23 protein-coding genes are annotated in these 23588 nt (G+C 76.5%); 11 read left to right on the top strand and 12 right to left on the bottom strand.

The window, feature by feature from the left end:
* Positions 1-330: 330 nt before the first annotated feature.
* Together ACFXAM_RS16125 and ACFXAM_RS16120 are read right to left on the bottom strand one after the other, a co-directional pair.
* The gene (locus ACFXAM_RS16125; protein WP_380291560.1) at positions 331-1788 is read right to left on the bottom strand and encodes a cytochrome P450; all 1458 of its coding nucleotides are present in this window, start codon (positions 1786-1788) and stop codon (positions 331-333) included.
* 139 nt (positions 1789-1927) lie between these two features.
* A complete protein-coding gene (locus ACFXAM_RS16120) occupies positions 1928-2995 on the bottom strand; it encodes an RNA ligase (ATP) (protein ID WP_380291558.1) in 1068 nt (355 codons plus the stop codon).
* 310 nt (positions 2996-3305) lie between these two features.
* Here ACFXAM_RS16120 and modA point away from each other — a divergent pair, with 310 nt between their 5' ends.
* From modA to ACFXAM_RS16100, 4 genes are all read left to right on the top strand, one after another.
* Positions 3306-4121 (top strand): molybdate ABC transporter substrate-binding protein, encoded by an 816-nt coding sequence (gene modA, locus ACFXAM_RS16115; protein WP_380291556.1) that lies wholly within the window; start codon positions 3306-3308, stop codon positions 4119-4121.
* Positions 4121-4987 (top strand): ABC transporter permease, encoded by an 867-nt coding sequence (locus ACFXAM_RS16110; RefSeq protein ID WP_380291596.1) that lies wholly within the window; start codon positions 4121-4123, stop codon positions 4985-4987. The genes modA and ACFXAM_RS16110 overlap by 1 nt, the downstream gene beginning before the upstream one ends.
* Positions 4988-5045: 58 nt before the next feature.
* The gene (locus tag ACFXAM_RS16105) at positions 5046-6149 is read left to right on the top strand and encodes an ABC transporter ATP-binding protein (RefSeq protein WP_380291554.1); all 1104 of its coding nucleotides are present in this window, start codon (positions 5046-5048) and stop codon (positions 6147-6149) included.
* A gap of 111 nt (positions 6150-6260) precedes the next feature.
* Positions 6261-6695, top strand: a complete 435-nt coding sequence (locus ACFXAM_RS16100; protein ID WP_380291552.1) for an SRPBCC domain-containing protein — start codon at positions 6261-6263, stop codon at positions 6693-6695.
* Positions 6696-6742: 47 nt separating this feature from the next.
* Here ACFXAM_RS16100 and ACFXAM_RS16095 read toward each other — a convergent pair whose 3' ends face one another.
* Both ACFXAM_RS16095 and ACFXAM_RS16090 read right to left on the bottom strand, forming a co-directional pair.
* Positions 6743-7456, bottom strand: coding sequence for an aminoacyl-tRNA hydrolase (locus ACFXAM_RS16095; protein WP_380291550.1), 714 nt, complete (start codon positions 7454-7456; stop codon positions 6743-6745).
* 31 nt (positions 7457-7487) lie between these two features.
* Positions 7488-8423, bottom strand: a complete 936-nt coding sequence (locus ACFXAM_RS16090) for a hypothetical protein (RefSeq protein ID WP_380291548.1) — start codon at positions 8421-8423, stop codon at positions 7488-7490.
* 147 nt (positions 8424-8570) lie between these two features.
* Here ACFXAM_RS16090 and ACFXAM_RS16085 point away from each other — a divergent pair, with 147 nt between their 5' ends.
* Both ACFXAM_RS16085 and ACFXAM_RS16080 read left to right on the top strand, forming a co-directional pair.
* Complete coding sequence (locus ACFXAM_RS16085) at positions 8571-8945, top strand: YbjQ family protein (protein ID WP_380291546.1); 375 nt, start codon at positions 8571-8573, stop codon at positions 8943-8945.
* Between the two features lie 178 nt (positions 8946-9123).
* Positions 9124-10236, top strand: coding sequence for an NAD(P)-binding domain-containing protein (locus ACFXAM_RS16080; protein WP_380291594.1), 1113 nt, complete (start codon positions 9124-9126; stop codon positions 10234-10236).
* Between the two features lie 12 nt (positions 10237-10248).
* On the opposite strand, the gene paaE is transcribed toward ACFXAM_RS16080, so the two are convergent.
* Genes paaE through paaA form a run of 5 tightly spaced genes read right to left on the bottom strand, consistent with a single transcriptional unit; the run spans position 10249 to position 14190 of the window.
* The gene (gene paaE, locus ACFXAM_RS16075; RefSeq protein ID WP_380291544.1) at positions 10249-11388 is read right to left on the bottom strand and encodes a 1,2-phenylacetyl-CoA epoxidase subunit PaaE; all 1140 of its coding nucleotides are present in this window, start codon (positions 11386-11388) and stop codon (positions 10249-10251) included.
* Positions 11389-11958, bottom strand: coding sequence for a 1,2-phenylacetyl-CoA epoxidase subunit PaaD (gene paaD / locus ACFXAM_RS16070; RefSeq protein WP_380291542.1), 570 nt, complete (start codon positions 11956-11958; stop codon positions 11389-11391).
* Entirely contained in the window at positions 11952-12833 is an 882-nt protein-coding gene (paaC, locus tag ACFXAM_RS16065; protein WP_380291540.1) for a 1,2-phenylacetyl-CoA epoxidase subunit PaaC, read from the bottom strand. The genes paaD and paaC overlap by 7 nt, the downstream gene beginning before the upstream one ends.
* A 17-nt stretch (positions 12834-12850) precedes the next feature.
* The gene (gene paaB / locus ACFXAM_RS16060; protein WP_030391930.1) at positions 12851-13144 is read right to left on the bottom strand and encodes a 1,2-phenylacetyl-CoA epoxidase subunit PaaB; all 294 of its coding nucleotides are present in this window, start codon (positions 13142-13144) and stop codon (positions 12851-12853) included.
* A complete protein-coding gene (gene paaA / locus ACFXAM_RS16055; RefSeq protein WP_380291538.1) occupies positions 13141-14190 on the bottom strand; it encodes a 1,2-phenylacetyl-CoA epoxidase subunit PaaA in 1050 nt (349 codons plus the stop codon). Before paaA ends, paaB begins: the two co-directional genes overlap by 4 nt.
* A 231-nt stretch (positions 14191-14421) precedes the next feature.
* Here paaA and ACFXAM_RS16050 point away from each other — a divergent pair, with 231 nt between their 5' ends.
* Positions 14422-15363 carry an aminoglycoside phosphotransferase family protein gene (locus ACFXAM_RS16050; protein ID WP_380291536.1) on the top strand — a complete coding sequence of 314 codons (942 nt, stop codon included), beginning with the start codon at positions 14422-14424 and terminating at the stop codon, positions 15361-15363.
* Between the two features lie 164 nt (positions 15364-15527).
* On the opposite strand, the gene ACFXAM_RS16045 is transcribed toward ACFXAM_RS16050, so the two are convergent.
* The 3 genes from ACFXAM_RS16045 to ACFXAM_RS16035 form a co-directional block, all read right to left on the bottom strand.
* Positions 15528-17126, bottom strand: a complete 1599-nt coding sequence (locus ACFXAM_RS16045; RefSeq protein WP_380291534.1) for a M20/M25/M40 family metallo-hydrolase — start codon at positions 17124-17126, stop codon at positions 15528-15530.
* 640 nt (positions 17127-17766) lie between these two features.
* Positions 17767-18426, bottom strand: coding sequence for a response regulator (locus tag ACFXAM_RS16040; protein WP_380291532.1), 660 nt, complete (start codon positions 18424-18426; stop codon positions 17767-17769).
* The gene (locus tag ACFXAM_RS16035) at positions 18423-19874 is read right to left on the bottom strand and encodes a sensor histidine kinase (protein ID WP_380291530.1); all 1452 of its coding nucleotides are present in this window, start codon (positions 19872-19874) and stop codon (positions 18423-18425) included. Before ACFXAM_RS16035 ends, ACFXAM_RS16040 begins: the two co-directional genes overlap by 4 nt.
* 317 nt (positions 19875-20191) lie before the next feature.
* Here ACFXAM_RS16035 and ACFXAM_RS16030 point away from each other — a divergent pair, with 317 nt between their 5' ends.
* The 4 genes from ACFXAM_RS16030 to ACFXAM_RS16015 all read left to right on the top strand — a co-directional run bounded on the left by ACFXAM_RS16030 (position 20192) and on the right by ACFXAM_RS16015 (position 23225).
* Positions 20192-21067 carry a class I SAM-dependent methyltransferase gene (locus ACFXAM_RS16030; RefSeq protein WP_380291528.1) on the top strand — a complete coding sequence of 292 codons (876 nt, stop codon included), beginning with the start codon at positions 20192-20194 and terminating at the stop codon, positions 21065-21067.
* 68 nt (positions 21068-21135) lie between these two features.
* Positions 21136-21438, top strand: coding sequence for a GNAT family N-acetyltransferase (locus tag ACFXAM_RS16025; RefSeq protein ID WP_380291526.1), 303 nt, complete (start codon positions 21136-21138; stop codon positions 21436-21438).
* A gap of 69 nt (positions 21439-21507) precedes the next feature.
* On the top strand, positions 21508-22530 hold the full coding sequence (locus tag ACFXAM_RS16020; protein ID WP_380291524.1) for an aldo/keto reductase: 1023 nt from the start codon (positions 21508-21510) through the stop codon (positions 22528-22530).
* 104 nt (positions 22531-22634) lie between these two features.
* On the top strand, positions 22635-23225 hold the full coding sequence (locus ACFXAM_RS16015; protein ID WP_380291522.1) for a TetR family transcriptional regulator: 591 nt from the start codon (positions 22635-22637) through the stop codon (positions 23223-23225).
* Positions 23226-23588 lie beyond the last annotated feature (363 nt).

Below are 23588 nucleotides of genomic sequence, written 5' to 3'. Positions count from 1 at the left end.
ACAATCCGGCGCGCCCGCCATGCCGCCCCCTCGGACATCGGCATTCCGAAGCCCGGCCGGCGACCACCGGCCGGAGCAGCCATGACGCACCCGCGCGCGATGGCTGCTCCGTCCTCCTGCCCGCTGTGAATCCCGGCAATGCATCGCGCGGTGGTTCGTTCGCGAATTCGCTCACGCATTCGCGTGTTCATCCGCGCGTGCACATTCCGGTGCGCACGTTCTTGCGAATTCCGTGCGTGCGCGCTTCCCCGCCCGCGCTTCCCTGCCCGCGATTCGCTGCACGCCCGCCCGCGCTTCGCTGCACGCTTCCGTGCGCGCTTTCGCGGTGGCTCAGCCGCGCGGCGTCAGCCGGACCCGCATCGGGCTCTTCACCTGGAGCGTGATGCCCTGGCCGAGCCGCACCCCGTGGTCGATCGCCTCCAGGTCGAAGTCCCGCAGCAGCGCGCCCAGCGCCAGCACCGACTCCAGCATCGAGAAATGCTGCCCGATGCACGCCCGCGGCCCGCCGCCGAACGGGTACCAGGCGTAGCGGTGCCGGGCCCTCTCCCGCTCGGGCAGGAAGCGGTCCGGGTCGAAGCGATCGGGCTCCTCCCAGTGGGCGGGGTGCCGGTGGGTCACCCAGGGCGCCAGGATCACCTGGGCTCCGGCCGGGATGACGTGCCCGTCGACCACCGACTCCGCCACCGAGCGGCGCCCCATCTGCGAGGCGGGCGGGTAGAGCCGCATGGCCTCCTTCAGCACCCGGGTCAGATACGGCAGCGCCTCCAGGTCGGCGGCCACCGGCTCGCGGCCGCCGAGCACCGCGTCCGCCTCCTGCTGGGCCAGCCGGCGCTGTTCGGGGTGCTTGGCCAGCAGGAACAGCGCGAAGGCGAGCGAGGTCGCGGTGGTCTCGTGCCCGGCGAGCAGGAAGATCAGCACCTGGTCGCGCAGCTCGTCCGGGTCCAGCCGCTCGCCGCCCTCGCCCCGGGCCCGTGTCAGCAGCTCCAGCAGGTCCTCCGTTCCACCCGGACCGCCCGCTCCACCGGTGCCGTCCGGGCCGTGGTGGGCCCCGCCGAACCGTTCCGCCCGCCGGGCCCGATCCGCGATGATCCGGTCGCAGACCGCGTACAGGTCACGGCGCGCCGCACCGCCGCGCCGGTTGGCCGGCGTCGGCCAGGAGAGCGGCAACCTGACCGGCGCGAACCCGCGTTCGAGGACGAACTCCCCCAGCACCGGGAAGCTGCGGTGCACCACGTCGACCGCCGCCTCCACGTCCGATCCGAACAGGATCCGGGAGACCGTGCGCAGCGCGAAGCGCGACATCTCCCCGGCGACGTCCACCACCCCGTCGGGCGCCGCCCGCCACCGGTCGGCGAGCGCCCGGCACTCCAGCCCGACGGCCCGCGCGTAGCCGTCCACCCGGCGGCGGGTGAACAGCGGCTGGATCAGCCGGCGCTGGCGCTGGTAGTCGCCGTCCTGGCTGGTCAGCAGGCCGTTGCCGAGGCTCGTCCGCAGTTCGTCGTAGAAGCTGTTGTCCTTGCGGAAGTTGGCGGCCTGGCCGGCGAGCACCTGGTGGGCGCCCTCCGGGGAGAAGACGGCGTGGAACTCCACGCGCAGCCCGGGCGGTCCGGCCACGAAGCGCACGACGTCACCGTAGTCGCGGCGGGCGTCGAGGTACGTCCGCAGGGGGCGGCGGGTCAGGTCGAACAGCGAACCCACCAGCGGCAGTCCGGGCGGGCCCGGTATCCGCTGCGAACCGGCGGCTCCGGCGGCCGCAGCCACGGTGACGGCGGCGAAGGTCTGCGCCATGTCCCCTCCTCGGTCGTTCCCCTCGTCCCACTTCCATCCACTTCCAACGTAACTGAGTGGTAATCACAGCAGAAGGAGCGTATGGAGCGGCTCGGCGGACGCCTCACGGCGCGCGCCGAACCGTTCACGCCCCGGGGCCCTACTCGTACTCGGTGCCGCCCTTGCGGGTCAGGTAGGCGTCACCGACCGCCTTGGCGATGGCGCGGCCGCCCAGCACCGGGCTGTACCGCTCGGCCAGCGGCCGGACCACCACGCCCTCGCGCAGGTGCAGCCCGCGCCCGGAGACCGTCTCGCGCCCCTCGGCGAGCGCCGGCACGGTGTCGGCCGCGAACGGCCCGCGCCACAGCTCTGGCACCAACGGCAGTTCGCCGTCCAGCAGTTCGGCGGCGGGCAGCCAGCGCAGCCGCCCGCCGGACACCGCCGAGACGTCGAAGGCGGCGTAGCCCGGCTCCGCGCCGCGCCCGGACCCGCCGTAGGTGAGGTCCTGCACGCCCGCGCCGTAGACCTCGCCGAAGATCCCGACCCGCTGCGCGCCCAGGCGTTCGGCCAGCCGCGCCGCGACCCGCGCGACCCCGTGCGCCCGCACCGCCCGCCAGTAGAGGTTGCGCTCGTCCTCGACGAGCGCCAGCCCGCGCGCGCCGACGCCCTTGGAGGAGACCCACACCTCGCCGGTGGCGGCGTCGTAGGTGACCAGGCAGCAGCTGCCGTGCAGCTTCTCGGTCACCACGACGGGCTCGCCGGGCTCGAAGACGTCCGGGAACCGCTTGAGGTTCTCGACCTCCACCCAGGGCAGCAGGTCCGGGGCGGGCACGACGTCGCCGCTCATCGTGGTCGGCACCGGCGGCTGCCACTTGGTGACGCCCAGCAGCGCGGCGAAGTCCTCGCCGCGCGCGGCGGCCGCCCGCAGGTCGGTGCCGGCCAGGGCGGCGGGCCGGCAGACGATGCCCTGCGACAGCTCGCCGCGCAGCCGCACCGCCTTGACCCGGTCCGCCCCGCTCCCGGCGAGCCGCCCGGTCAGGCCGAGATCGGCGATCAGCGGGGCCGGCAGCACGGCCTGCTCCGGGATGTACACGGCCCAGTCGCCGGTGCGGAACGCCCCCTTGGCGACCACCGCGCGGTAGAGGCCGACCTGGGCCAGTTCGAGGGCATCGGCGTTCGGGTGCTCCAGAACGGTCAGCCGCTCGGCGGTGACCCGCAGCGTGGACATGGGCGTACTCCTCCCCGGGCTCGGCCGGTCGGCCGGTGCGCGGACGGACTGGTGGACGGACGGGGCCACTCTCCCGCTGCGGCGCGACCCCGCGCGAAGGGTTTTCCGGCGGCCGGACGGCGCGCCCGCGGCGGGACGGCAGCGGGACGGCAGCGGGACGGCGCGTACGCGCCGATCGGCCGGGCCCTGGCGCCTGCGAGGGAACAGGGGATCCAGGGCCCGCAACTGCGGCACTATGATCGGCATAAAGGCCGCAGATGCGGCCGTTGCTCCGCGCCCCCGCGGCGCGCCCAGGAGGGGAAGCAAGGCCATGACCATCCGCAGACTCACCGCCGCCGGCGCCGCAGCCCTCACCCTCGTGCTCGGCGCCACCGCCTGCGGCAGCGACGGCGGTTCGGGCACCACCGGGAACGCGGCCACGGACTCGGCCACCGCCGGTGCCCCCCAGGTCTCCGGGACGGTCACCGTGTTCGCGGCCGCCTCGCTCAAGGAGACCTTCACCGACCTCGGCAGGAAGTTCGAGGCCGCCCACCCCGGCACCAAGGTCGGCTTCAACTTCGGCGGCAGCTCGGCCCTCGCCGCCAGCATCAACTCCGGCGCCCCCGCCGACGTCTTCGCCGCCGCCAGCGCGGCCACCATGAAGACCGTCACCGACGCCGGCGGCGCCGCCGGCGACCCGGCGACCTTCGTGCGCAACACCCTCACCATCGCCGTCCCCAAGGGCAACCCCAAGCACCTCGCCGCCCTGGCCGACCTGGCCGCCCCCGGCGTGAAGGTCGCACTCTGCGCCAAGGAGGTGCCCTGCGGCGCCGCCGCGCTGACCGCCCTCAAGGCCGCGAACGTCGACCTCACCCCGGTCACCCTGGAGCAGGACGTCAAGGGCGCGCTGACCAAGGTCGAACTGGGCGAGGTCGACGCGTCGCTGGTGTACCGCACCGATGTGCGGGCCGATTCCGGGAAGATCGACGGCGTGGACTTCCCCGAGGCCGCCAAGGCCGTGAACGACTACCCGATCGCCGCGCTGGCCAAGGCCCCGAACAAGGGCGGCGCCGCCGCCTTCGTCGCCTACGTCCGGTCGCCCGAGGCGCAGCAGGTGCTGACCGCGGCGGGCTTCCAGGCGCCGTGATCCGCCGCACCGACGACGCCGACGACGCCGACGACGCCGACCGCACCCACCCCGCCGACGGCCCGCCGCGCCGACGGCGCCGGCGGGCGCACCGGGTGCCGGCCGCCCTGCTGCTCCCGGCGCTGCTCGGCCTGGCGTTCCTCGTCCTGCCGCTGGTCGGGCTGCTGGTCCGGGCACCGTGGAGCACGCTGTCCGACCAGCTCACCAGCCCGCAGGTGTGGGAGGCGCTGCGCCTGTCGCTGGTCTGCGCGACGGCGGCCACGGGCGTGTCGCTGGTGCTGGGGGTGCCGCTGGCCTGGCTGCTGGCCCGCACCGAACTGCCGGGCCGGCGGCTGATCCGGGCCCTGGTGACGCTGCCGCTGGTGCTGCCGCCGGTGGTCGGCGGCGTGGCGCTGCTGCTGGTGCTCGGCCGGCGCGGCATCGTCGGCTCCTGGCTGGACTCCGCGTTCGGCCTGACCCTGCCGTTCACCACCACCGGTGTGGTGATCGCCGAGGCGTTCGTCGCGATGCCGTTCCTGGTGATCAGCGTCGAGGGTGCGCTGCGCGCCGCCGATCCGCGCTACGAGGAGGCCGCCGCGACGCTGGGCGCCTCCCGGCTGACGACGTTCCGCCGGGTGACGCTGCCGCTGATCGCCCCGGGGATCGGGGCGGGCGCGGTGCTGGCGTGGGCGCGGGCGCTCGGCGAGTTCGGCGCGACGATCACCTTCGCGGGCAACTTCCCCGGCCGCACCCAGACCATGCCGCTCGCCGTCTACCTGGCGATGGAGTCGGACCCGGAGGCGGCGATCGCGCTGTCGCTGGTGCTGCTGGTGGTCTCGATCGCGGTCCTGGCCGGGCTGCGCGAGCGCTGGCTGACCACGCCGTGACACCTTCCGCGCCCCTGCCGCCGGCCCGCCCGGGCCCCGTCCCCGGAGGCTTCCGCCGATGACCGCCCCGACCGACCGCACCGCCACCGGCCCCGGCCCCGGCCCCGCCACCGGCCTGGACGCCCGGCTGCGGGTCGAGCGCGCCGCCTTCACCCTGGACCTCGCGCTGACCGCCGCCCCCGGCGAGGTGGTCGCGCTGCTCGGCCCGAACGGCGCCGGCAAGTCCACCGCCCTGCGCGCGCTGGCCGGTCTGCTGCCGCTCGGCGACGGCCACCTGCGGCTGGACGGGCGCGTCCTGGAGGACCCTGCGCGGCGGCTGCACACCCCCGCCGAGGAGCGCCCGGTCGGCGTGGTCTTCCAGGACTACCTGCTGTTCCCGCACCTGAGCGCGCTGGACAACGTGGCGTTCGGCCCGCGCTGCCGGGGCCGTTCCCGGCGCGAGGCGCGCGCCGAGGCGGCGGTCTGGCTGGAGCGGATGGGCCTGGCCGAGCACGCGGACGCCCGGCCGGGCCGGCTCTCCGGCGGCCAGGCGCAGCGGGTGGCGCTGGCCCGGGCGCTGGCCGTCCGGCCGCGGCTGCTGCTGCTGGACGAGCCGCTGGCCGCCCTGGACGCCCGCACCCGGCTCGACGTCCGGGCCCGGCTGCGCCGCCACCTGGCGGAGTTCGAGGCGGTCGCGGTGCTGGTGACGCACGATCCGCTGGACGCGATGGTGCTGGCCGATCGGCTGGTGGTGATCGAGGAGGGCCGCCAGGTGCAGTCCGGCCTCCCGGCGGAGATCGCGCGCCGGCCGCGCACCGACTACATCGCCCGGCTGGTCGGCCTCAACCTCTACCGGGGCACGGCGGACGGGCACCGGGTGACGCTGCCGCAGGGCGCCGTGCTGACGACGGACGAGGAGCTGTCCGGGCCCGCGTTCGTGGCGTTCCCGCCCTCCGCCGTGACCCTGCACCCCGCCCGGCCGGAGGGCAGCGCGCGCAACGTGTGGGAGCTGACGGTCGCCGGCCTGGAGCTGCACGGCGACCAGGTGCGGGCCGACCTGGCGGGGGCCGTCCCGATGGCCGCCGACCTGACCCCGGCGGCGGCCGCGGAACTCGGCCTCGCGCCCGGCTCGCCGGTCTGGGCCGCCGTCAAGGCCGCCCAGACGCACGCGTACCCGGCCTGAGGGGGCGCGGCGCGCGGGACGGTGGCGCCGGACCACCACGCGCAACCCTCAGGTTGCACATGGCGGCCGGGACGTGGGACCCTCGGGCAACGGATCGAGGAGGGTCACGGCATGGTCGCCGACAGCATCCAGCGTGAGATCACCATCGCGGCGCCGCGCGAGCGGGTCTGGGAGGAGCTCACCCGGCCGGAGTTCCTGGGCGCCTGGCTCGGCGGCGCCCACGGACCCGTCGAGCGGGTGGAGCCGCCCGCCGTCCTCGCGTTCCGCCGGCCGTGGGGCGACGGCGGCCGGAGCCCGGCCGACGGGGCCCCCGCCCCGGCCGCCGTCACCGCCGCCGCCACCTCCGCCGCCGCCACGCTGGTCACCCTCACCCTGACCACCGAACCCGGCGACCACACCCGGCTGCGCATGACGGAGAGTGGCTTCGCGGCCCCCGGCTTTCCCGGGGAGGCGGCCCGGGCCGGCACCGACCGCAGCGGCACCGGCTGGACCCGCAGGCTCACCGACCTCGCCTGCCACACGGAGCGCCTCACCCTCCGCCGCTGACGACCGTCGACCGCCGGCCGACGGCTCCCGGCCCGCGCGGCGCGCCGTCAGCCGCGCAACGCCGGGTGGTCGGCGACCACGGTGCAGCTGCCCGGGGCGATCTCGGTGAAGCCCGCGTCCTGGACCAGGGGCAGACCCCCGGCCACCAGCTCCGCCCAGGCCTCCGGGGTCGCGGTGCGCACGGCGAGCGCGAAGCCGCTGTCCGCCCACTCCTTGCGGTGCGCCTCGTCCAGGCGCCACCAGGCGAGCTGGGCGGCGTGACCGGTCTGCGCCATGGTCTTGCCGGCGCTCATCTCCAGCTCCGGGTTCAGCCACAGCACCGGCACGCCCGGCGCCGGGGCGTCCACCGGACCGCTCTCCTCCAGGTCGGTGCCCGACACCTGGAGCTTGGCGAGTTCCTTCGGCCAGCCGTCCAGCGGCACCGGCGGGAAGACCCGCACCTCCGCCTCCCGGCCCGTCACCGTGATCCCGGGCAGCTCCCCGGCCCGGCGCCACTCGCCGCCGCGCGCCCGCCGGACCACCTTGCGGATCCGGGCGTCCTCCCAGGCCGCGACCCGCTCCGCCCACTCCCCCTCGGCCCCGACGACGCGGGGGTCGGCGAGCAGGGTCAGCACCGCGCGCGCCGAGGTCTCCAGCGCGTCGGTCCGCCCGGGGGGCGTCGCGCGCTCCAGCCGGACCACCAGCGGCAGCACGTACTGCGGCCGGGCGTCGCGGTCCTCGGGCGTCGGGTCGGGAACGGGGGTGTCGAACGGAGAAGTCACCCGACCAGCATGCCAGCCCCCGCGGCCGCGCTCAGCGGCGGTAGCCGCGGTGCGGGTCCCGCTCCTCCGCGTCGTCGTAGGGCAGGAACCAGCCCTCCGGGTGGGTGGCGGTCAGCAGCAGTTCGGCGCGCTGCTCCGCGGTCAGCTCCGGATCACCGTCGTCCGGCCCGTAGACGCCGAACAGTTCGTCGTGGCAGCCGTCCCAGTCGTAGTCGTAGAGGTCCGCCGGAAGGTCGCCCATCATGTCGGCGACCGACTCGGGCTGCGCGCCGAGCAGCGCCCGGGCGTCGACCAGCGCCATCCGCAGCGCGATCTCCTCCGCCAGGCAGCGCGGCAGCGGCCACTCGCCGAGCGCGAGGTCGTCGGCGAGGTCGTCGAAGGTGCGGGCCATGGCGCGGCGCCAGCCCCGGTGGAGGCGCCAGGTGCGCTGCGGCAGCCGCCCGAACACCGTCCAGTCGGCCTCCTCGCCGTCGGCGACCGGCTCGTCCTCGTGCTCGTCGAGGTCGTCGTAGGCGGCGTCGGCCAGCCCGAGCAGCTGGGCGTGCAGCAGACACGCGGTGCGCGGGGTGAGCGTCCAGTCGCCGGCCGCGCCGCCACCGTCCTCCTCGTCGCCGCCGTCCAGCGGGAACAGCTCGGCGAAGTCGGGCGCGAAGTCCTCGGTCAGGCTGATCTCCAGCGTGCCGCCGATCGCCTCCACGCCCGGGATCGCCGCCACCAGCCGGTCCGGGTGCAGCAGCGCGCCGAGCGCCGCGTTGGCGTCCTCGGCCACCTCGCGCAGCAGCTCACGGCGCTGCCCGGCCGGATCGATGCCCTCGAAGTCCAGCTCCTCCACGGCCGCGACGGCCGCGGCGCGCAACGCCGGCCAGTTCGTGATCCGCAGGCCCAGGACCACCGTCGCCTCGATCTCCTGCGCACCGGAGTCCTCCGCCGCGCCCGGCCCCTGTGGATGATCGCTTCGCTCGCCCATGGGGCTACGGTACGGCCTTTCGGCCCTCCGATCACCGGTCTGTTCCGGCTACCCTACGCGTTCTCGCCGTTACCGCCCCGTGCGTTCCCGTGCGCGCCCCGCGCGCCTCTGTTCGACGACGTCCGAATTCCCGGCAGGATGGGCCCCATGGCAAACATCGACGAGTACGGCGGCGGGCAGCGCCCGGACGCCCAGGTCCTGGTGGTGACCACCAACGACATCCCCGGTTACCGGGTCGACCACGTGATCGGCGAGGTCTTCGGTCTGACCGTGCGCAGCCGGCACATCGGCAGCCAGATCGGCGCCTCGCTGAAGTCGCTGGTCGGCGGGGAGCTGCGCGGACTGACGAAGACCCTGGTGGAGAGCCGGAACGAGGCGATGGAGCGGCTGGTCGAGCAGACCAGGGCGCGCGGCGGGAACGCGGTGCTGATGTTCCGGTTCGACGTCACGGAGGCGGCGGACGTCGGTACCGAGGTCTGCGCCTACGGCACCGCGGTGGTGATCTCCCCGGCCACGGTCTGACCCCCGGCCGGCGCGGCCCCACGACGGGCGGCGGGCACGGCTCCCACGACGGGCGGGCGAGCGGGAACACCGCCCGCCCGCCACATGTTTCACCGGCGTGACTGTTTACGGTGCAACCACCCTCGGTGCCGCGTCGGAGCCCGGGACCGCGTCGGACGCGGGCCGCCGGGTCGACGTCCTGGTGATCGGCGCGGGCCAGGCGGGCCTGTCCGCCGCCTACCACCTGCGCCGCCGCGGCTTCGCGCCGTACCGCGCGGACACCGACGGCGGGTTCGTCGTCCTCGACGCCGACCGCGCCCCCGGCGGCGCCTGGGCGCACCGCGCGCCCTCCCTGCGGATGGCCACCGTGCACGGCTTCCACGACCTGCCGGACTTCGAACTCCCCGAACCCGACCCGCAGGCCCCCGCACGCGAGGTCGTCCCGGGGTACTTCGCGGCGTACGAGGCGAAGCACGCGCTCCCCGTCGTACGCCCCGTCAAGGTGCTGGCGGTGCGCTCGGCGTCCGCCCGGCCGGACGCCCGGCTGCTGGTCACCACCGACTCCGGCACCTGGTCCGCCCGGGCGCTGATCAACGCCACCGGCACCTGGACCCGCCCCTTCCTGCCCCACTACCCCGGCCACTTCGCCGGGCGCCAGCTGCACTACGCCGCCTACCGCGGCCCGGAGGAGTTCGCCGGCCGGCGGGTGCTGGTGGTCGGCGGCGGGGCCTCGGCGATCCAGGTGCTCTCCGAGGTCGCGGCGGTCGGCGAGACCGTCTGGGTCACCCGCACCCCGCCCGTGCTCCACGACGGACCGTTCACCCCCGAGTACGGGCGCGCCGTGGTCGCCAAGGTCGAGGAGCGGGTCCGCCAGGGGCTGCCGGTGCGCAGCGTGGTGAGCGTGACCGGGCTCGGCCCGTCGGTCGCCTACCGCCGGGCCGAGGAGCTGGGCGCGCTGCACCGCCGCCCGATGTTCGACCGGCTCACCGAGCACGGTGTCGCCTGGGGCGACCGGGAGCTGGCCGTCGACGCGATCGTCTGGGCCACCGGGTTCCGCCCCGAGGTCGGCCACCTCGCCCCGCTCGGCCTGCGCTCCCCCGGCGGCGGGATCGCCCTCACCGGCACCCGGGCCACCGCCGACCCCCGGATCCACCTGGTCGGCTACGGGCCGTCCGCCAGCACCGTCGGCGCCAACCGGGCCGGCCGCGCGGCGGTCAACGAGATCGTCGCGCTGCTCGGCGCCCCGGCCGGGGCCGAGGGCGGCTCCGAGGGCGGGACCGGGGCCCCGGTGCCGGCGGTCGTGCCCGCGTAGCCCGGCCGCTGGTCAGCGGTCGTAGTCGACCGTCACCCGGTCCGTCACCGGGCGGGCCTGGCAGGTGAGGACGTAGCCGGCCGCCAGCTCCTTCTCCTCCAGGGCGAAGTTGCGCCGCATCTCCACCTCGCCCTGCGTCACCAGGGCGCGGCAGGTGCCGCAGACCCCGCCCTTGCAGGCGAACGGCAGGTCGGGGCGGGAGCGCTGGGCGCCGTCCAGGATGGAGCGGTCGCACGGGAGGGTGAGGGTGCTGCCGCGCCCGTCCAGGACGACGGTGACCTCGCTGTGCGCGGCGCCGTCGGCGTCGGCGGCCGGGGTGTCGGCCGTACGCCCGGCGACCGGCTCGTCCTCGGCGTGGAACAGCTCCTGGTGCACCCGCTCCGCCGGGACGCCCAGCCCGGCGAGCAGCTCCTTCGCCCCGGCGACCATGCCGAACGGCCCGCAGAGCCACCAGTGGCCGACCGCCGCCGTGTCCACCAGCGCAGCCAGCAGCGCCGCGACCCGCTCCGGGTCCAGCCGGCCGCTGAGCAGTTCGGCGTCCCTGGTCTCCCGGGAGAGCACGTGGACCAGCTGGAAGCGGCCCAGGTAGCGGTCCTTCAGGTCGGCCAGCTCGTCGGCGAACATCACGGTGTCGCTGCGCCGGTTGCCGTAGAGCAGGGTGACCGTGGAGGTGCGGTCGGCCGCCAGCACGGAGGCCGCGATCGACACCATCGGGGTGATGCCGGAGCCGGCCGCCAGCAGCACGTGGTCGGCGGGTTCGGCGAGGTCCGGGGTGAACAGGCCGGACGGCGTCAGCACCTCCACCTCCTCCCCCGGCCGGGCGTCGCGCACCAGCCAGCGGGAGAACAGCCCGCCCGGCACCTCGCGCACGGCGATGCGCAGCGGGCCGCCGACGGGGGCGCAGATCGAGTACGAGCGGCGCTCGTCGACGCCGTCCACCACCCTGCGCAGCGTCAGCGTCTGCCCCGGCCGGAACGCGAACGCCTCCGCGAGCCCCTCCGGTACGGCGAAGGTCACCGCGACGGCGTCCTCGCAGAGCCGCTCCAGCCCGGCGATCCGCAGCGCGTGGAAGGACGGGCGGCGGGCGGGGCGCACGGCGGGCGGCTCGGCGGCCGGGGCGGCGGGCAGGTCCGCGGAGGGGACGGCGGCCATTCAGATCTCCTTGACGCGTTCGAAGGGCTCGCGGCAGTCCCGGCAGCGCCACAGCGCCTTGCAGGCGGTGGAGCCGAAGCGGGACAGCTCCTCGGTGTCGGTGCCGCCGCACAGCGGGCAGCCGACGGGCGCGGCCGCGACGGGAGCGCCGGCGGCCGCGAGCCGGGTCGGGCCTAGGCTCAGCGGTGTGCTGCCGCCGCCGGTGCCCCGGCCGGCGGCGGCGCCGGGCCGGGGCGGGGCGATGCCGGCCTCGGCGAGCTTGCGCCGGCCCTCGGGGGTGATCAGGTCGGTCGACCAGGGCGGGTCGAGCCGCAGCCGGACCCGGACGTCCGCGAACCCGGCCGCGCGCAGCCGCCGGTCCACGTCGGCGGCCATCTCGGCGACCGCGGGGCAGCCCGAGTACGTCGGGGTGAGCCACGCGGTCACGGTGCCGCCGTCCTGCGCGACCTCGGCCAGCACGCCCAGGTCCGCCAGGGTCAGCATCGGCAGCTCCGGGTCCGGCACGGCCGCCGCCACCTCCCAGGCCGTCGTCCCGCCCGGCGCGCGCGCCCCGGCCACGGCCGTCACCACGTCGCGCCCGGGTGCGCGCGGGCCAGCACCTGCAGCTCGGCCAGCAGCGGGCCGAGCGCCTCGGTGTGCACGCCGTCCCGGCCGGCCCGGCCGCCGACGGCCGCCAGGCCCGGCACCTCCGGCACCGTCAGCCCGGCCTCCGCGCACACCGCCGCCACCGCGCGCAGCACCGGCTCGCGCAGCGTCCCGGGGTCCACCCCGGCCCGCAGCTCCACCGGGTGCGCGGTGAACAGCTCCTCCAGCAGCGGCCACACGGCCTCCAGCCCGGCCTGCATCCGCGCGGCCGAGTACGGCGTGCCGTCGCCGAGCCGCAGCGTCCACGCGGTGGCGTACTCGCGGTGGTACGCCAGCTCCTTCGCCCCGCGCGCCGCGACCGCCGCCAGCACCGGGTCGGCGTGCCCGGCCAGCGCCTCGTAGAGCGCCCCGCGGGCGGTGGCGAACAGCAGCAGCCGGGCGATCGAGTACGCGAAGTCCCCGTTCGGCGCCTCGACCAGGCGGACGTTGCGGTACTCGTGCTCCTCGCGCCAGTACGCGAGGTCGTCCTCGGTGCGCCCGGAGCCGTCCGCCTGCCCGGCCCGGGTGAGCAGCTGGCGGGCCTGGCCGAGCAGGTCGAGGCCGAGGTTGGCGAGCGCGACCTCCTCCTCCAGCTCCGGCGCGCGGGTACACCACTCGATCAGCCGCTGGGCGAGGACGAGCGCGTCGTCGCCCAGCATCAGGCAGTAGGCCGCGAGGTCGGCGCCGTCCAGGCCGGGCGGGACGGCGGTGTCCACGCCGAGCAGCGGGTCGGCGAAGCCCGTCCCGTACGCCCAGCGGCCCTCGCCCTCGGGCTCGGGGGACGCCTCGGCGAGGCTCAGGTACACGTGGTCGTCGGTCATGGTTCGGCTGCTCCCGGTCAGATGTGCGGGACATCCTCGGGGATGTCGTAGAAGGTCGGGTGGCGGTAGACCTTGTCGCCGCTGGGCGCGAAGAAGGGGTCGCGCTCGTCCGGGGTGGAGGCGGTGATCGCGTCGGAACGGACCACCCAGAGGCTGACGCCCTCGTTGCGGCGGGTGTAGAGGTCGCGGGCGGCGAGCAGGGCCATCCGGTCGTCGGCGGCGTGCAGCGAGCCGACGTGCACGTGGTTCAGGCCGCGCCGGGGGCGCACGAACACCTCGTAGAGCGGCCAGCCGGCCTTGGACTCGGTCACTTTCCGTTCTCCTGTTCCGCGTGCTGTGCCGCGTGCTGTGCCGTGTTCGGCGCCGCGTGCCGTGCCGCTCCCGTCCCCGCCCCGGCCCCGGCCTCGGCCTCGGCGCGGCGCTTCGCCGCGTACGCCGTGGCCGCCTCGCGCACCCACGCGCCGTCCTCGTGGGCCGCCCGGCGGCGTTCCGTCCGCTGCGCGTTGCACGGGCCCTGGCCGTGGATGACCCGGTTCAGCTCCGACCAGTCCGGCTCGCCGAAGTCCCAGCCGCCGCGCTCCTCGTTCCGGCGCAGCTCGGGGTCGGGGAGGGTGACGCCGAGGTGCTCGGCCTGCGGGACGGTCATGTCGACGAAGCGCTGCCGCAGCTCGTCGTTGGTGTGCCGCTTGATCCGCCAGGCCATCGAGCGGGCGGTGTTGGGCGAGGCGGCGTCCGAGGGGCCGAACATCATCAGCGACGGCCACCACCAGCGGTCCACCGCGTCCTGGACCATCCGGCGCTGGGCGTCGGTGCCGCGCATCATCGTCATCAGCAGCTCGTAGCCCTGGCGCTGGTGGAAGGACTCCTCCTTGCAGATCCGGACCATGGCGCGGGCGTACGGGCCGTAGCTGCAGCGGCAGAGCGGGACCTGGTTGCAGATCGCGGCGCCGTCGACCAGCCAGCCGATCACCCCGACGTCGGCGAAGGTGAGGGTCGGGTAGTTGAAGATCGACGAGTACTTCTGGCGGCCGGCGATCAGCTTCTCGGTGAGCTCGGCGCGGTCCACGCCGAGGGTCTCGGCGGCGGCGTACAGGTACAGGCCGTGACCGGCCTCGTCCTGGGCCTTGGCGAGCAGGATCGCCTTGCGGCGCAGGGACGGGGCGCGGGTGAGCCAGTTGCCCTCGGGCTGCATGCCGATGATCTCGGAATGCGCGTGCTGGGCGATCTGGCGGACGAGGGTGGCCCGGTAGGCGTCGGGCATCCAGTCGCGGGGCTCGATCCGCTGCTCCGCGGCGATGACGGCCTCGAACGTCTCCTCGGGCGACGCCCCGGGCCGCTCGGCCACCTCTGCTGTCACCACGGTCCCCTTTCGCTGGCTCTGTCCCCGCCGCCCCGTCGGGCGCCCGACGGGGGCAACCGACCAACCGTTCGGTCGGTACTATTGTGCGCGGCGAGGGGGCGGCTGACAAGGGAGCACCGCCGGTGGCGGGCCCCGCGGTTCCGGCCGTGCGGTTCGGGCCCCGCGGTTCCGGCCGTCCGGGCGGAAAACCGGTGGCCCGGGCCCGCCCGTGGCGCGAGACTTCCCGGCATGACACTGCACGCGGACGAGATCGCGGCCGACGAGGAGCTGGTCCGCTCCCTGCTGCGGGCGCAGCGGCCGGACTGGGCCGGCCTCGCCCTGGCACCGGCGGGCGCGGGCACGGACAACACGATGTACCGGCTGGGCGAGGAGCTGCTCGTCCGGCTGCCGCGCACCCCGGACGCCGCACGGTCGGTACGGAAGGAGCAGGAGTGGCTCCCCCGGCTGGCCCCGCTGCTCAGCCGGACCGCCGTCCCCGCCCCCGTCCACGCCGGGGCGCCCACCACGGCCTTCCCGCTCGCCTGGTCGGTCTACCGCTGGATCGACGGCGCGGAGGCCGGGCCGGCGAGCGTCCGGGACTGGGCCGGGCTCGGCCGTGACCTCGCGGCGTTCGTCCGGGAGCTGCACGGCCTCGATCCGATGGGCGCGGTCCGCGCGGGCGACCTCAGCTGGTACCGCGGCGGCTCCCTGCGGGACTGCGTCGAGTGGGGCACCCGGTGCCTGGCGGAGTGCCGGGCGCTGACCGGTCCCGACGCGGAGCTGCCCGACGGGGGCGGCGGGCTCGACGTCGACACGCTGGAGCGGCTGTGGCGCGCCGGGCTCGCGCTGCCGGATTCGGCCGGGCCGCACGTCTGGCTCCACGGCGACCTCAAGCCCACCAACCTGCTGGTCCGGGACGGCGGGCTGCGGGCGGTCATCGACTTCGGCTGCCTCTCGGTCGGCCGCCCGGACGCCGAGCACTCGACCGTCTGGGACCTGCCGCCCGAGGCGCGCCGGGCCTACCGGGACGCGCTGGACCTCGACGAGGCCACCTGGACCCGCGCCCGCGCCTGGGCGATCGTGGTCGGCGCCAGCGGGATCGCGTACTACCGGCACACCTTTCCGGCCTTCGTCGCGGAGTGCCTGGCGCGCCTGCGGGCGATCCTCGCCGACGCCGCCGGGCTCGGGTAGGCGGCACCGGGAAGGGTCCGGCCCGCCGCGGGGCCGGCCTCTTCCCGCTGCTCACGGACCCGGCGGGGGAACCGGGCCGGCGCCGACGGACGGTGGGCGGTGGGTGGTGGGCGGTGGATCCCGGCAACCACCGCCCACCGTCACGACTGCCCGCGCTGTGCCGCTCAGCCCTCCGAGCGGTCGCGCAGCCGGGGGAGCGGGACGGCCAGCAGCGCCGCCAGCAGGGCGATCCGCGGTGCCAGCTGGTCGATCCGAATATGCTCGTGCCGGGCGTGCGCGCCCCCGCCGACGGCGCCGAAGCCGTCGAGCGTGGGCAGTCCGCGCGAGCCCGGCAGGTTGGTGTCGCCCGCGCCGCCCGCCGGACCGCCGTCCAGTTGCTGCCCCAGCACCGCCGCGAGGGAACGGACGTGGCGCAGCAACGGGTTGGCGGAGCGTTCGGGCCAGGCCGGCCTGCTGGACAGCACCTCGGTACGGACCCGCGCGCCGGGCCGGAGCGCGGTCAGCCGGGCGAGGTTGTCGAGGGTGCGGCGTTGCGCCTCGGTGGTGGCGAAGCGCAGGCCGAGTTCGGCCTCGGCCCGGCCGGCGATCACGTTGGCCCGGCTGCCGCCGCTGATCCGGCCCGCGTTGAGTTCGGTGCCGGGCAGACTGACCAGTCCGCGGACGGCCACCAGTTGGTCGACGAGTTCGTCGACCGCCGAGACCCCCTCGGCGGCGTCGTTGCCCGCGTGCGCCTCACGGCCGGTGACGGTGAGCCGTACCCGGGTGGAGCCGCGGCGGGCGGTCTTGAGCCGGCCGTCCGGGTGCGGGGGTTCCAGGCCCAGGACGGCGGCGGCTCCGCGCAGTTGGCGTTCGACGAGGCGCCGGCCGTCCGGGCTGCCGACCTCCTCGTCGGAGACCACGACCAGGCGGACGGTGCGGTGCGGGCGTTGGCCGAGGTCCGCGAGCAGGGCGAACGCGCCTTCGAGGATGGCGAGTCCGCCCTTCATGTCGACCACGCCGGGCCCGCTGAGGGTGCCGTCGCGCTCGGTGACCGGCCAGTCGGCGAGGATGCCGGCCGGCCAGACGGTGTCGTGGTGGCCGACCACGAGCAGGTGCGGCAGGCTCTCGTCCCGGCCGTCCCACTGGAGGACCAGGTGGTCGCCGGCCGGACCGGGCTCGCGTTGGACGGTGGCCCCGGTGGCGCGGAAGCCGGCCGACAACTCCTCGGCGAGCGCGTCGAGTCGGGGTGCGTCGCCGCTGGGGGACTCGATCCTGGCGAGGTCCGCGCAGCGTCTGCGGACGGCTCCGGCGAGGGTGCGGGCCCGGGTGGAGAGGGCCTGGGGCAGACCGGGGAGCGCGGCGGTGGGGCCGGACTGGCCCTCGCTGTCGGGGACGGCCGGAGCGTGGGGGGCCGCCGCGGTGGGTGGTGCGGCGGCGGTGGGGGCGGCCGGGGCGAGGGCGGTCCGGACGGTGCCGGCGGTCCTGGTCGTGCCGGGCACGGCCGCGACGGGCGCGGCGCCGGGGGTCCCGGGCGGTTCGGTCGTGGTGATGGCGGTGACCGCCGCGGCTGCCGCGACTGCCGTCGCGGTGGAGGCGGCGGGGGCGACGGCGGAGGGGGCGGCGGACGGCACGGAGGCCGGGGACGGTGCCGACGCTGCGGTGAGCGTGCCGACGGTGGCGCCCGGAGCGGCGCCCTGGGTGGTGGCGGCGGCAACGGCGGTGGGAGCGACGGCGGTCGCGGGGGCCGCCGGTGCGGCGGACGGGCGGACGGCTTGAGGACTCAACGCTCGCCTCCGCGGCCGCCGCCGGTATAGAGCGGCCGGGCGGGCCGGCCGGACCAGGGTGCCGGGCGGACGGCCCCGGCCGTGACGGCGGGACAGCGGAGGTGGCCCTCCGGTCCAAGTGCGCTGGAACGGCTGGGCGGCGTCTGTGGCATGTACGTCCTCCTCGCTCGATCCGGTGGCCCCGATCGTCCCGGGGCCTCCGTGGACGGCGGCTTCCCTCGCGGCGGGCGCAGATCAGCGCACCACTGCAGGGAAGCCGAGATGTGAGCCTAGAAGAACCGTTCGGTTTCCTGCGAGGTGGCCCTGCTCCCAGCGTGCCGGGACCGGGATCCGCCCCGGCGCGCGGCCGCGGGCCGCGGTCGGCGCACGGCGTACGGGTCCTGCCCGGCGCGCGGGCGCGGTCGCCGGATCGCGCCCACTTCCACCATGGACCCGGCGCCGGGGTTCGGCAGCGCGGGGCGCCAAGGCGCGCCTTTTCCAAGCCAGATGGGTGATGGCGGGCCGGTGGCGAGTACCGCGTGGCGCGGATCGCACATCGCCGGAACGGGATGATTCCCCCTCAACCGGAACGAATCCGGAGGAGACCGGGTGGAACGGGCAACGACGATGGCCGGGGACGGTCATGGCGGGCGACGGTCGGTCAGGCCGGGTCGTCGACCACGCCCGCGTCCCGGGCGAGCAGCGCCGCCTGGACGCGGTTGCCGACGCCCAGTCCGGTGAGGATCCGGCTGACATGGGCTTTGACGGTGCTCTCGCGCATGCCGAGGGCGAGCGCGATCTCCGCGTTGGAACGGCCGACGGCGAGTTCGCGCAGCACATCGGTCTCGCGCGGGGTGAGCGCGGCCAACCGGGCCCGGGCGGCGACCGCACGCGGTGCGCCGGTGCGGTGGTAGCGGTCGATGAGCCGCCGGGCGGCGGCCGGGTGGAGCATGCCCTGTCCGCCGGCGACGACATGGACGGCGCGGGCGATCTCGGCGGGCGGGGTGTCCTTCAGCAGGAAGCCGTCGGCGCCCGCGGCCAGGGCCCGGTAGACGTACTCGTCGAGGTCGAAGGTGGTCAGCGCGATGACCCGCGGGCCGTCGGGGAGCTCGCGCAGGCGGCGGGTCGCGGCGATGCCGTCGAGCCGGGGCATCCGGATGTCCATCAGCGCGACGTCGATGCGGTGCCGTCCGGCGAGTTCGACGGCCTCCAGACCGTCGGCGGCCTCGGCGACGACCGTGAGCTCGGGGTCCTGGGCGAGCAGGTCGACGAGCCCGAGCCGGACCAGCGCGTCGTCGTCCACGACCATCGTGCGGATCACGTCGCCTCACTCGGTGGGTTCGGGCCCGGACGCGGAGCCGGAGCCGGCGTCGCGGGCGGGGGCGGTATCGGCGGCGGGGGCGGTATCGGCGGCAGGGGCGGGGGCGGGTCGGCCGGGACGGGCCCGGGGGGAGTCCGCTCGGGCGGTCGGGCCGGCGGGCGGACCGGGGGCCGGGGCGGGGCGGGGAGACGGGCGGCCAGCCGGAAGCCGCCGCGGCCGTCGGGGCCCGCGTCGAAGTGCCCGCCCAGCGCGCCGATCCGTTCACCGAGCCCGACCAGACCGTAGCCGCCGCCCGTGCAGGCACCGGAGGGTGCCGGGTCGCCCGCGCCGTTGTGCACCTCGACGGTCGTCGCGGGCGCCCCGTACTGGACGCGGACCGTGACCTGCGCGGTGTGCGCGTACTTGCGGGCGTTGGTCAGCGCCTCCTGGACGACCCGGTGCACGGCCAGCCGGTGGGTGGTCGGAATGCTCTCCGGGTCCCCGGTGAGGGCGAGTTCGACGCGCTGGCCCGCGCCGGTGGCCTCGCCGACCAGCTCGGCGAGGTCGCGCAGCGCGGGCGCGGCGACGGGTCTGGGGTCCGGGCGCCGGCCGGGCGGTGCGTCGTCGCCGTCGGCGGCGCTCGCGGGGTCGGGCCGGTCCGGCAGGTCGGACGGGTCGGACGGATCGGACAGGCCGGGCAGGTCGGACGGATCGGCCGGGTCGGCCGGGTCCGGCTGCTCCGGCGGGTCGGCCCGGAGCGCGCCGAGGACGTCCCGCAGGTCGTCGAGCGACCGGGCGGCCGTCGCCCGGAGCAGTTCGAGGCGGTGGGCCAGGCGCTCGGGGTCGTCCGCCACGGTGCCGGCCCGGGCCTGGTCGCGCAGCACGCCGGTGTGCAGCACCAGGAGGCTCAGCCGGTGGGCGAGGACGTCGTGCATCTCACGGGCGATCCGGGCCCGTTCGGCGGCGCGGGCCTGCTCGGCGCGCAGCTCGCGTTCGCGGCGCAGCGCGTCGACCTTGGTGTGCAGGGTGCGGATCAGCACGCGGCGGCCGTGCAACCACAGGCCGAGGCAGACGGCGGCGGTGTCCACGAGGAGTTGGGAGCCGGTGATGCCGACCCGGTCGAGCACGGAGTCGGCCCGGAACGCGCTGAGCGCCGCCATCGCGGCCCCGGCGGCGAAGGCCGGTCCGGTGCGACCCGTGGCGGCCAGGTGGAAGACGCTGAACAGGCCGGGGAAGGCGCGGTTGAGCAGTCCGCTGACGAGAACGGGCAGCACCGCGGCGGCGACCGGGTGACGGCGGGTGAGCAGCAGGGAGAGTGCGGCGAGGGCGGCGCCGACCATCCGCAGGGGGCGCAGCGGCAGGTCGTGGTCGAGCCACTGGAAGACGATCTCCTCGGCGACGAGCACGAGGACGGTCACCAGCAGCAGGGTCTCGGTCAGCCGGTTGCGGCCGGGGGCGTACCAGCCCAACAGCGCGGTGCGCCCGGGCCGCGGCCCCTCCGACGGGCGGGGCGGGCGGGGCGGACGGCCGGGGCGGGAAGGGCGGGGCGTGCGGGACGAACGGGCCGGGCGAGGTGTGCGGGGCGTGCGGGGCCGGGGCAGGTGATCGGCGGCCATCCGGCTCCCTCCTCCTCTCCCTCCTCGGCGGCTCCAGCGCCCTGATGCTACGACGCGGCGGCGGGCCGCGGCCCCTGACGATCGACCAGCGGCACCCTCGACTTTCGTCGGGGGTGCGGGCGGTCGGTCGGCCGATCCCGGGCGGCCGGGGCGTCTCTAGCTTCGGTGTCATGACGACCGATCAGCTCCGCCCGGACCCCGTCCCCGGCTCCGCTCCGAGCCCCGGCTCCCCCGCGCCCTCCGATGCCGTCCGCCCGGACGCCCTGCCCGTCGTTCCCGGCGGGCCCCGGGCGGACGGCGGCGGCGAGGGCTGGTTCTTCCTCTCCGAGGCGCTGCGCACCTTCCGTCTGACGGGCGCGGTGGCGCCGAGCGGGGCGGATCTGGTGAACGCGCTGGTGGTCCCGGCGACGAGCCGTCCCGACCGGCCGATCTCGGTGCTGGAGGTGGGCGCCGGCACGGGGGCGGTGACGCGCCGGCTGGTGCGGGTGCTGCGGGCGGGCGACCGGCTGCACGCGGTGGAGGCCAACCCGCGGTTCGCCCAACGGCTGCGTTCGGATCCGGAGTTGGCGCGGCGCGGGCCGGAGCTGGGGCTGCGGGTCTCGGAGTGCCGGGTGCAGGACCTTCCGGAGGCCCGAGCGGCGGAGTCGGGCGGGCCGGGGGGCGAGGGCGGGTCCGGGCCGGCCGCCGAGCGGTACGACGTGATCGTGTCGGGCCTGCCGTTCACCAACTTCGCACCGGCGGAGGTCCAGCGCGTCCTCGACCTCTACCTGCGGCTGCTGGTGCCCGGCGGCGAGCTGACGTACTTCTCCTACCTGGGGACGTCGGCGGCGCGGCTGCTGACGTCCGGGCCGCGCCGGGGGGCGCAGCACCGGGCGGTGGTGCGGCTGCTGCGGCGGTTCGAGCAGGAGTACGGGCTGGGGAGCCGGACGGCGTGGCGGAACGTTCCGCCGGCGCGGGCGCACCTGCTGCGCGCACCCGGCGGCCGCCGGAACGCCACGCCGGGCGGGGGCGACCCGACGGGCGGGGAGGCGTCGGCCGCTCGATGATGGACCGGGGCCGCCGGCCGCGGCTCCGTGCCGAGCAGCAGTGAGCGAGCAGCAGTGAGGGAGCCACGATGACGGTCACGATCCGTGACGCCGAGGAGGCCGGCCGCTTCGAGGCGCGGGTGGGCGACACCCTGGCCGGGTTCGCGGAGTACCTGCGCAGCGGCGAGCTGGTGGTGTACCCGCACACGGTGGTCGAGCCGGCCTACGAGGGGCAGGGCATCGGCGGGGCGCTCGCGCGGGCGGCGCTGGACGACGCGCGGGCCCGGGGGCTGGCGGTGCTGGCGACGTGCCCGTTCATCAAGGCGTGGATGGCCCGGCACCCCGAGTACCTCGACCTGGCGTACGAGAACCGGAGCCGGGTGAGCGACTGACGGCCGACGCCCGGCGGATTTCAGGTGACAGCTTTTGTCACCTGTCAGCGACGGGTGCACCCTGGCCCCATGTCCACCTCCACCCCGCTCCCCCGCGTCCCGAGGCGCAGCCTCGGCGCCACCGGCCCGGTCGTCTCCGCCCTCGGCCTCGGCTGCATGGGCATGTCGGACCTCTACGGCCCCGCCGACGACACCGAGAGCATCGCCACCGTCCGCGCCGCCCTCGACGCCGGCGTCACCCTGCTCGACACCGGCGACTTCTACGGCATGGGCCACAACGAACTGCTGATCCGCGAGGCGCTGCGCGGCCGCGACCGCGCGGACGTCCTGCTCAGCGTGAAGTTCGGCGCCCAGCGCGACCCCGACGGCCGGTGGCTCGGCTACGACGCCCGCCCGGCCGCCGTGAAGACCGCGCTCGCCTACACCCTGCGCCGGCTGGGCACCGATCACGTCGACGTCTACCGCCCGGCCCGGCTGGACCCGGCCGTCCCGGTCGAGGAGACCGTCGGTGCGATCGCCGAGCTGGTGCGGGCCGGCCACGTCCGCCACATCGGCCTCTCCGAGGTCGGCGCCGACACCCTGCGCCGCGCCGCCGCCGTCCACCCGATCAGCGACCTCCAGATCGAGTACTCGCTGCTCTCCCGCTCCGCCGAGGCCGGGATCCTGCCCGCCGCCCGCGAGCTGGGGATCGGCGTGACCGCGTACGGCGTGCTCTCGCGCGGCCTGCTCAGCGGCCACTGGCGGGGCGACCGCGAGCTGTCCGGCACGGACTTCCGCGGCCACAGCCCCCGCTTCCAGGGCGACAACCTCGCCCACAACCTCCGGCTCGTCGAGGCCCTGCGCGCGGTCGCCGCCGAGCGGAACGCCACCGTCGCGCAGATCGCCGTCGCCTGGGTCGCCTCGCGCGGCCGGGACGTCGTCCCGCTGGTCGGCGCCCGCCGCCGCGACCGGCTCGCCGAGGCGCTCGGCGCGCTGGACGTCACCCTCACCGGGGCCGACCTCGCGGCCGTCGAGGCGGCGGTCCCGGCCGGGTCCGCCGCCGGGGAACGGTACGCTGCCGCCCAGATGGCCCATCTCGACAGCGAGCGCTGAGCCGCGGCCCCGCCCGCGGCGCCCACCCGCCGCGGGGCCACCCGCCGTCGGCCTGCCACCGCACCCGGCCGGCGCACGCCTCACCCGTTAGGACGAACCTCCCCGTGGCCACGGACAGCGCACTCACCGCCGACCGGATCCTGAGCGCGACGGAGGACGCCCTCAGGCGGTTCGGCCCGGCCAAGGCCACCGTCGTCGACGTGGCGCGCGCCCTCGGCGTCAGCCACGGCAGCGTCTACCGCTTCTTCCCCAGCAAGGCGGCGCTGCGCGAGGCCGTCACCGAGCGCTGGCTCGCCCAGGCCCACGAGGAGCTGCGCTCCGTCGCCGCCGAGTCCGGACCGGCCCCCGAGCGCCTGCGCCGGTGGTTGACCACGCTGTTCGCCGCCAAGCGCGGGAAGGCCCTGGACGACCCCCAGCTCTTCGCGACCTACCTGACGCTGGTCGGCGAGGCCAGCCACGTCGTCGACGCCCACCTGGGAACGCTGGTCGGCCAGATCGCCCGGATCCTCCGCGACGGCGTCGACCGGGGGGAGTTCCGGCACGCCCCCGTCGACCCGACCGCCCTCGCGGTGTTCGAGGCCACCGCGCACTTCCACGACCCCGCCCACGCGTCCGGCTGGTCCGACCCGGCGGCCGGCTCCCGGTTCGAGGCCCTCTGGGCACTCCTCCTGCGCGGCCTGGCCGCCGACGCCTGACGGGTACCCGGCCCGCCCGGGGCGGCGGGAGCCGCCGACCCGCGCCCGCCCTCGACAGCCTGCACGGCCTCGCCCTCGGCGACGCGTTCGGCGACCGCTGGTTCGCCGACGACCTCCACGCCGTCGTCCGTCAGGCCGAACTCCAGGCCCGCACCACGCACGTCCACCCGGACGGGCGCCGGACTCCCTGCCGGACGCCCGGTGGTCCGCCGCCGGGCATCCGGACGCCCTCCGGCACACCCGGGAGGGCTGGGACGACCTGGACACCACCACCGCGGGCGGCGCGACCGCCGGGGACGCAGCCGGGGGGGGGGGGGGGGGCCGGGCCCCCCGCCCCCCCCCCCCCCGCCGCCGCCGCCCGCC

The sequence above is a fragment of the Kitasatospora sp. NPDC059462 genome (genome assembly GCF_042749955.1).
Lineage (GTDB): Bacteria > Actinomycetota > Actinomycetes > Streptomycetales > Streptomycetaceae > Kitasatospora.
This window is presented reverse-complemented; position numbering and strand designations above follow the sequence as displayed.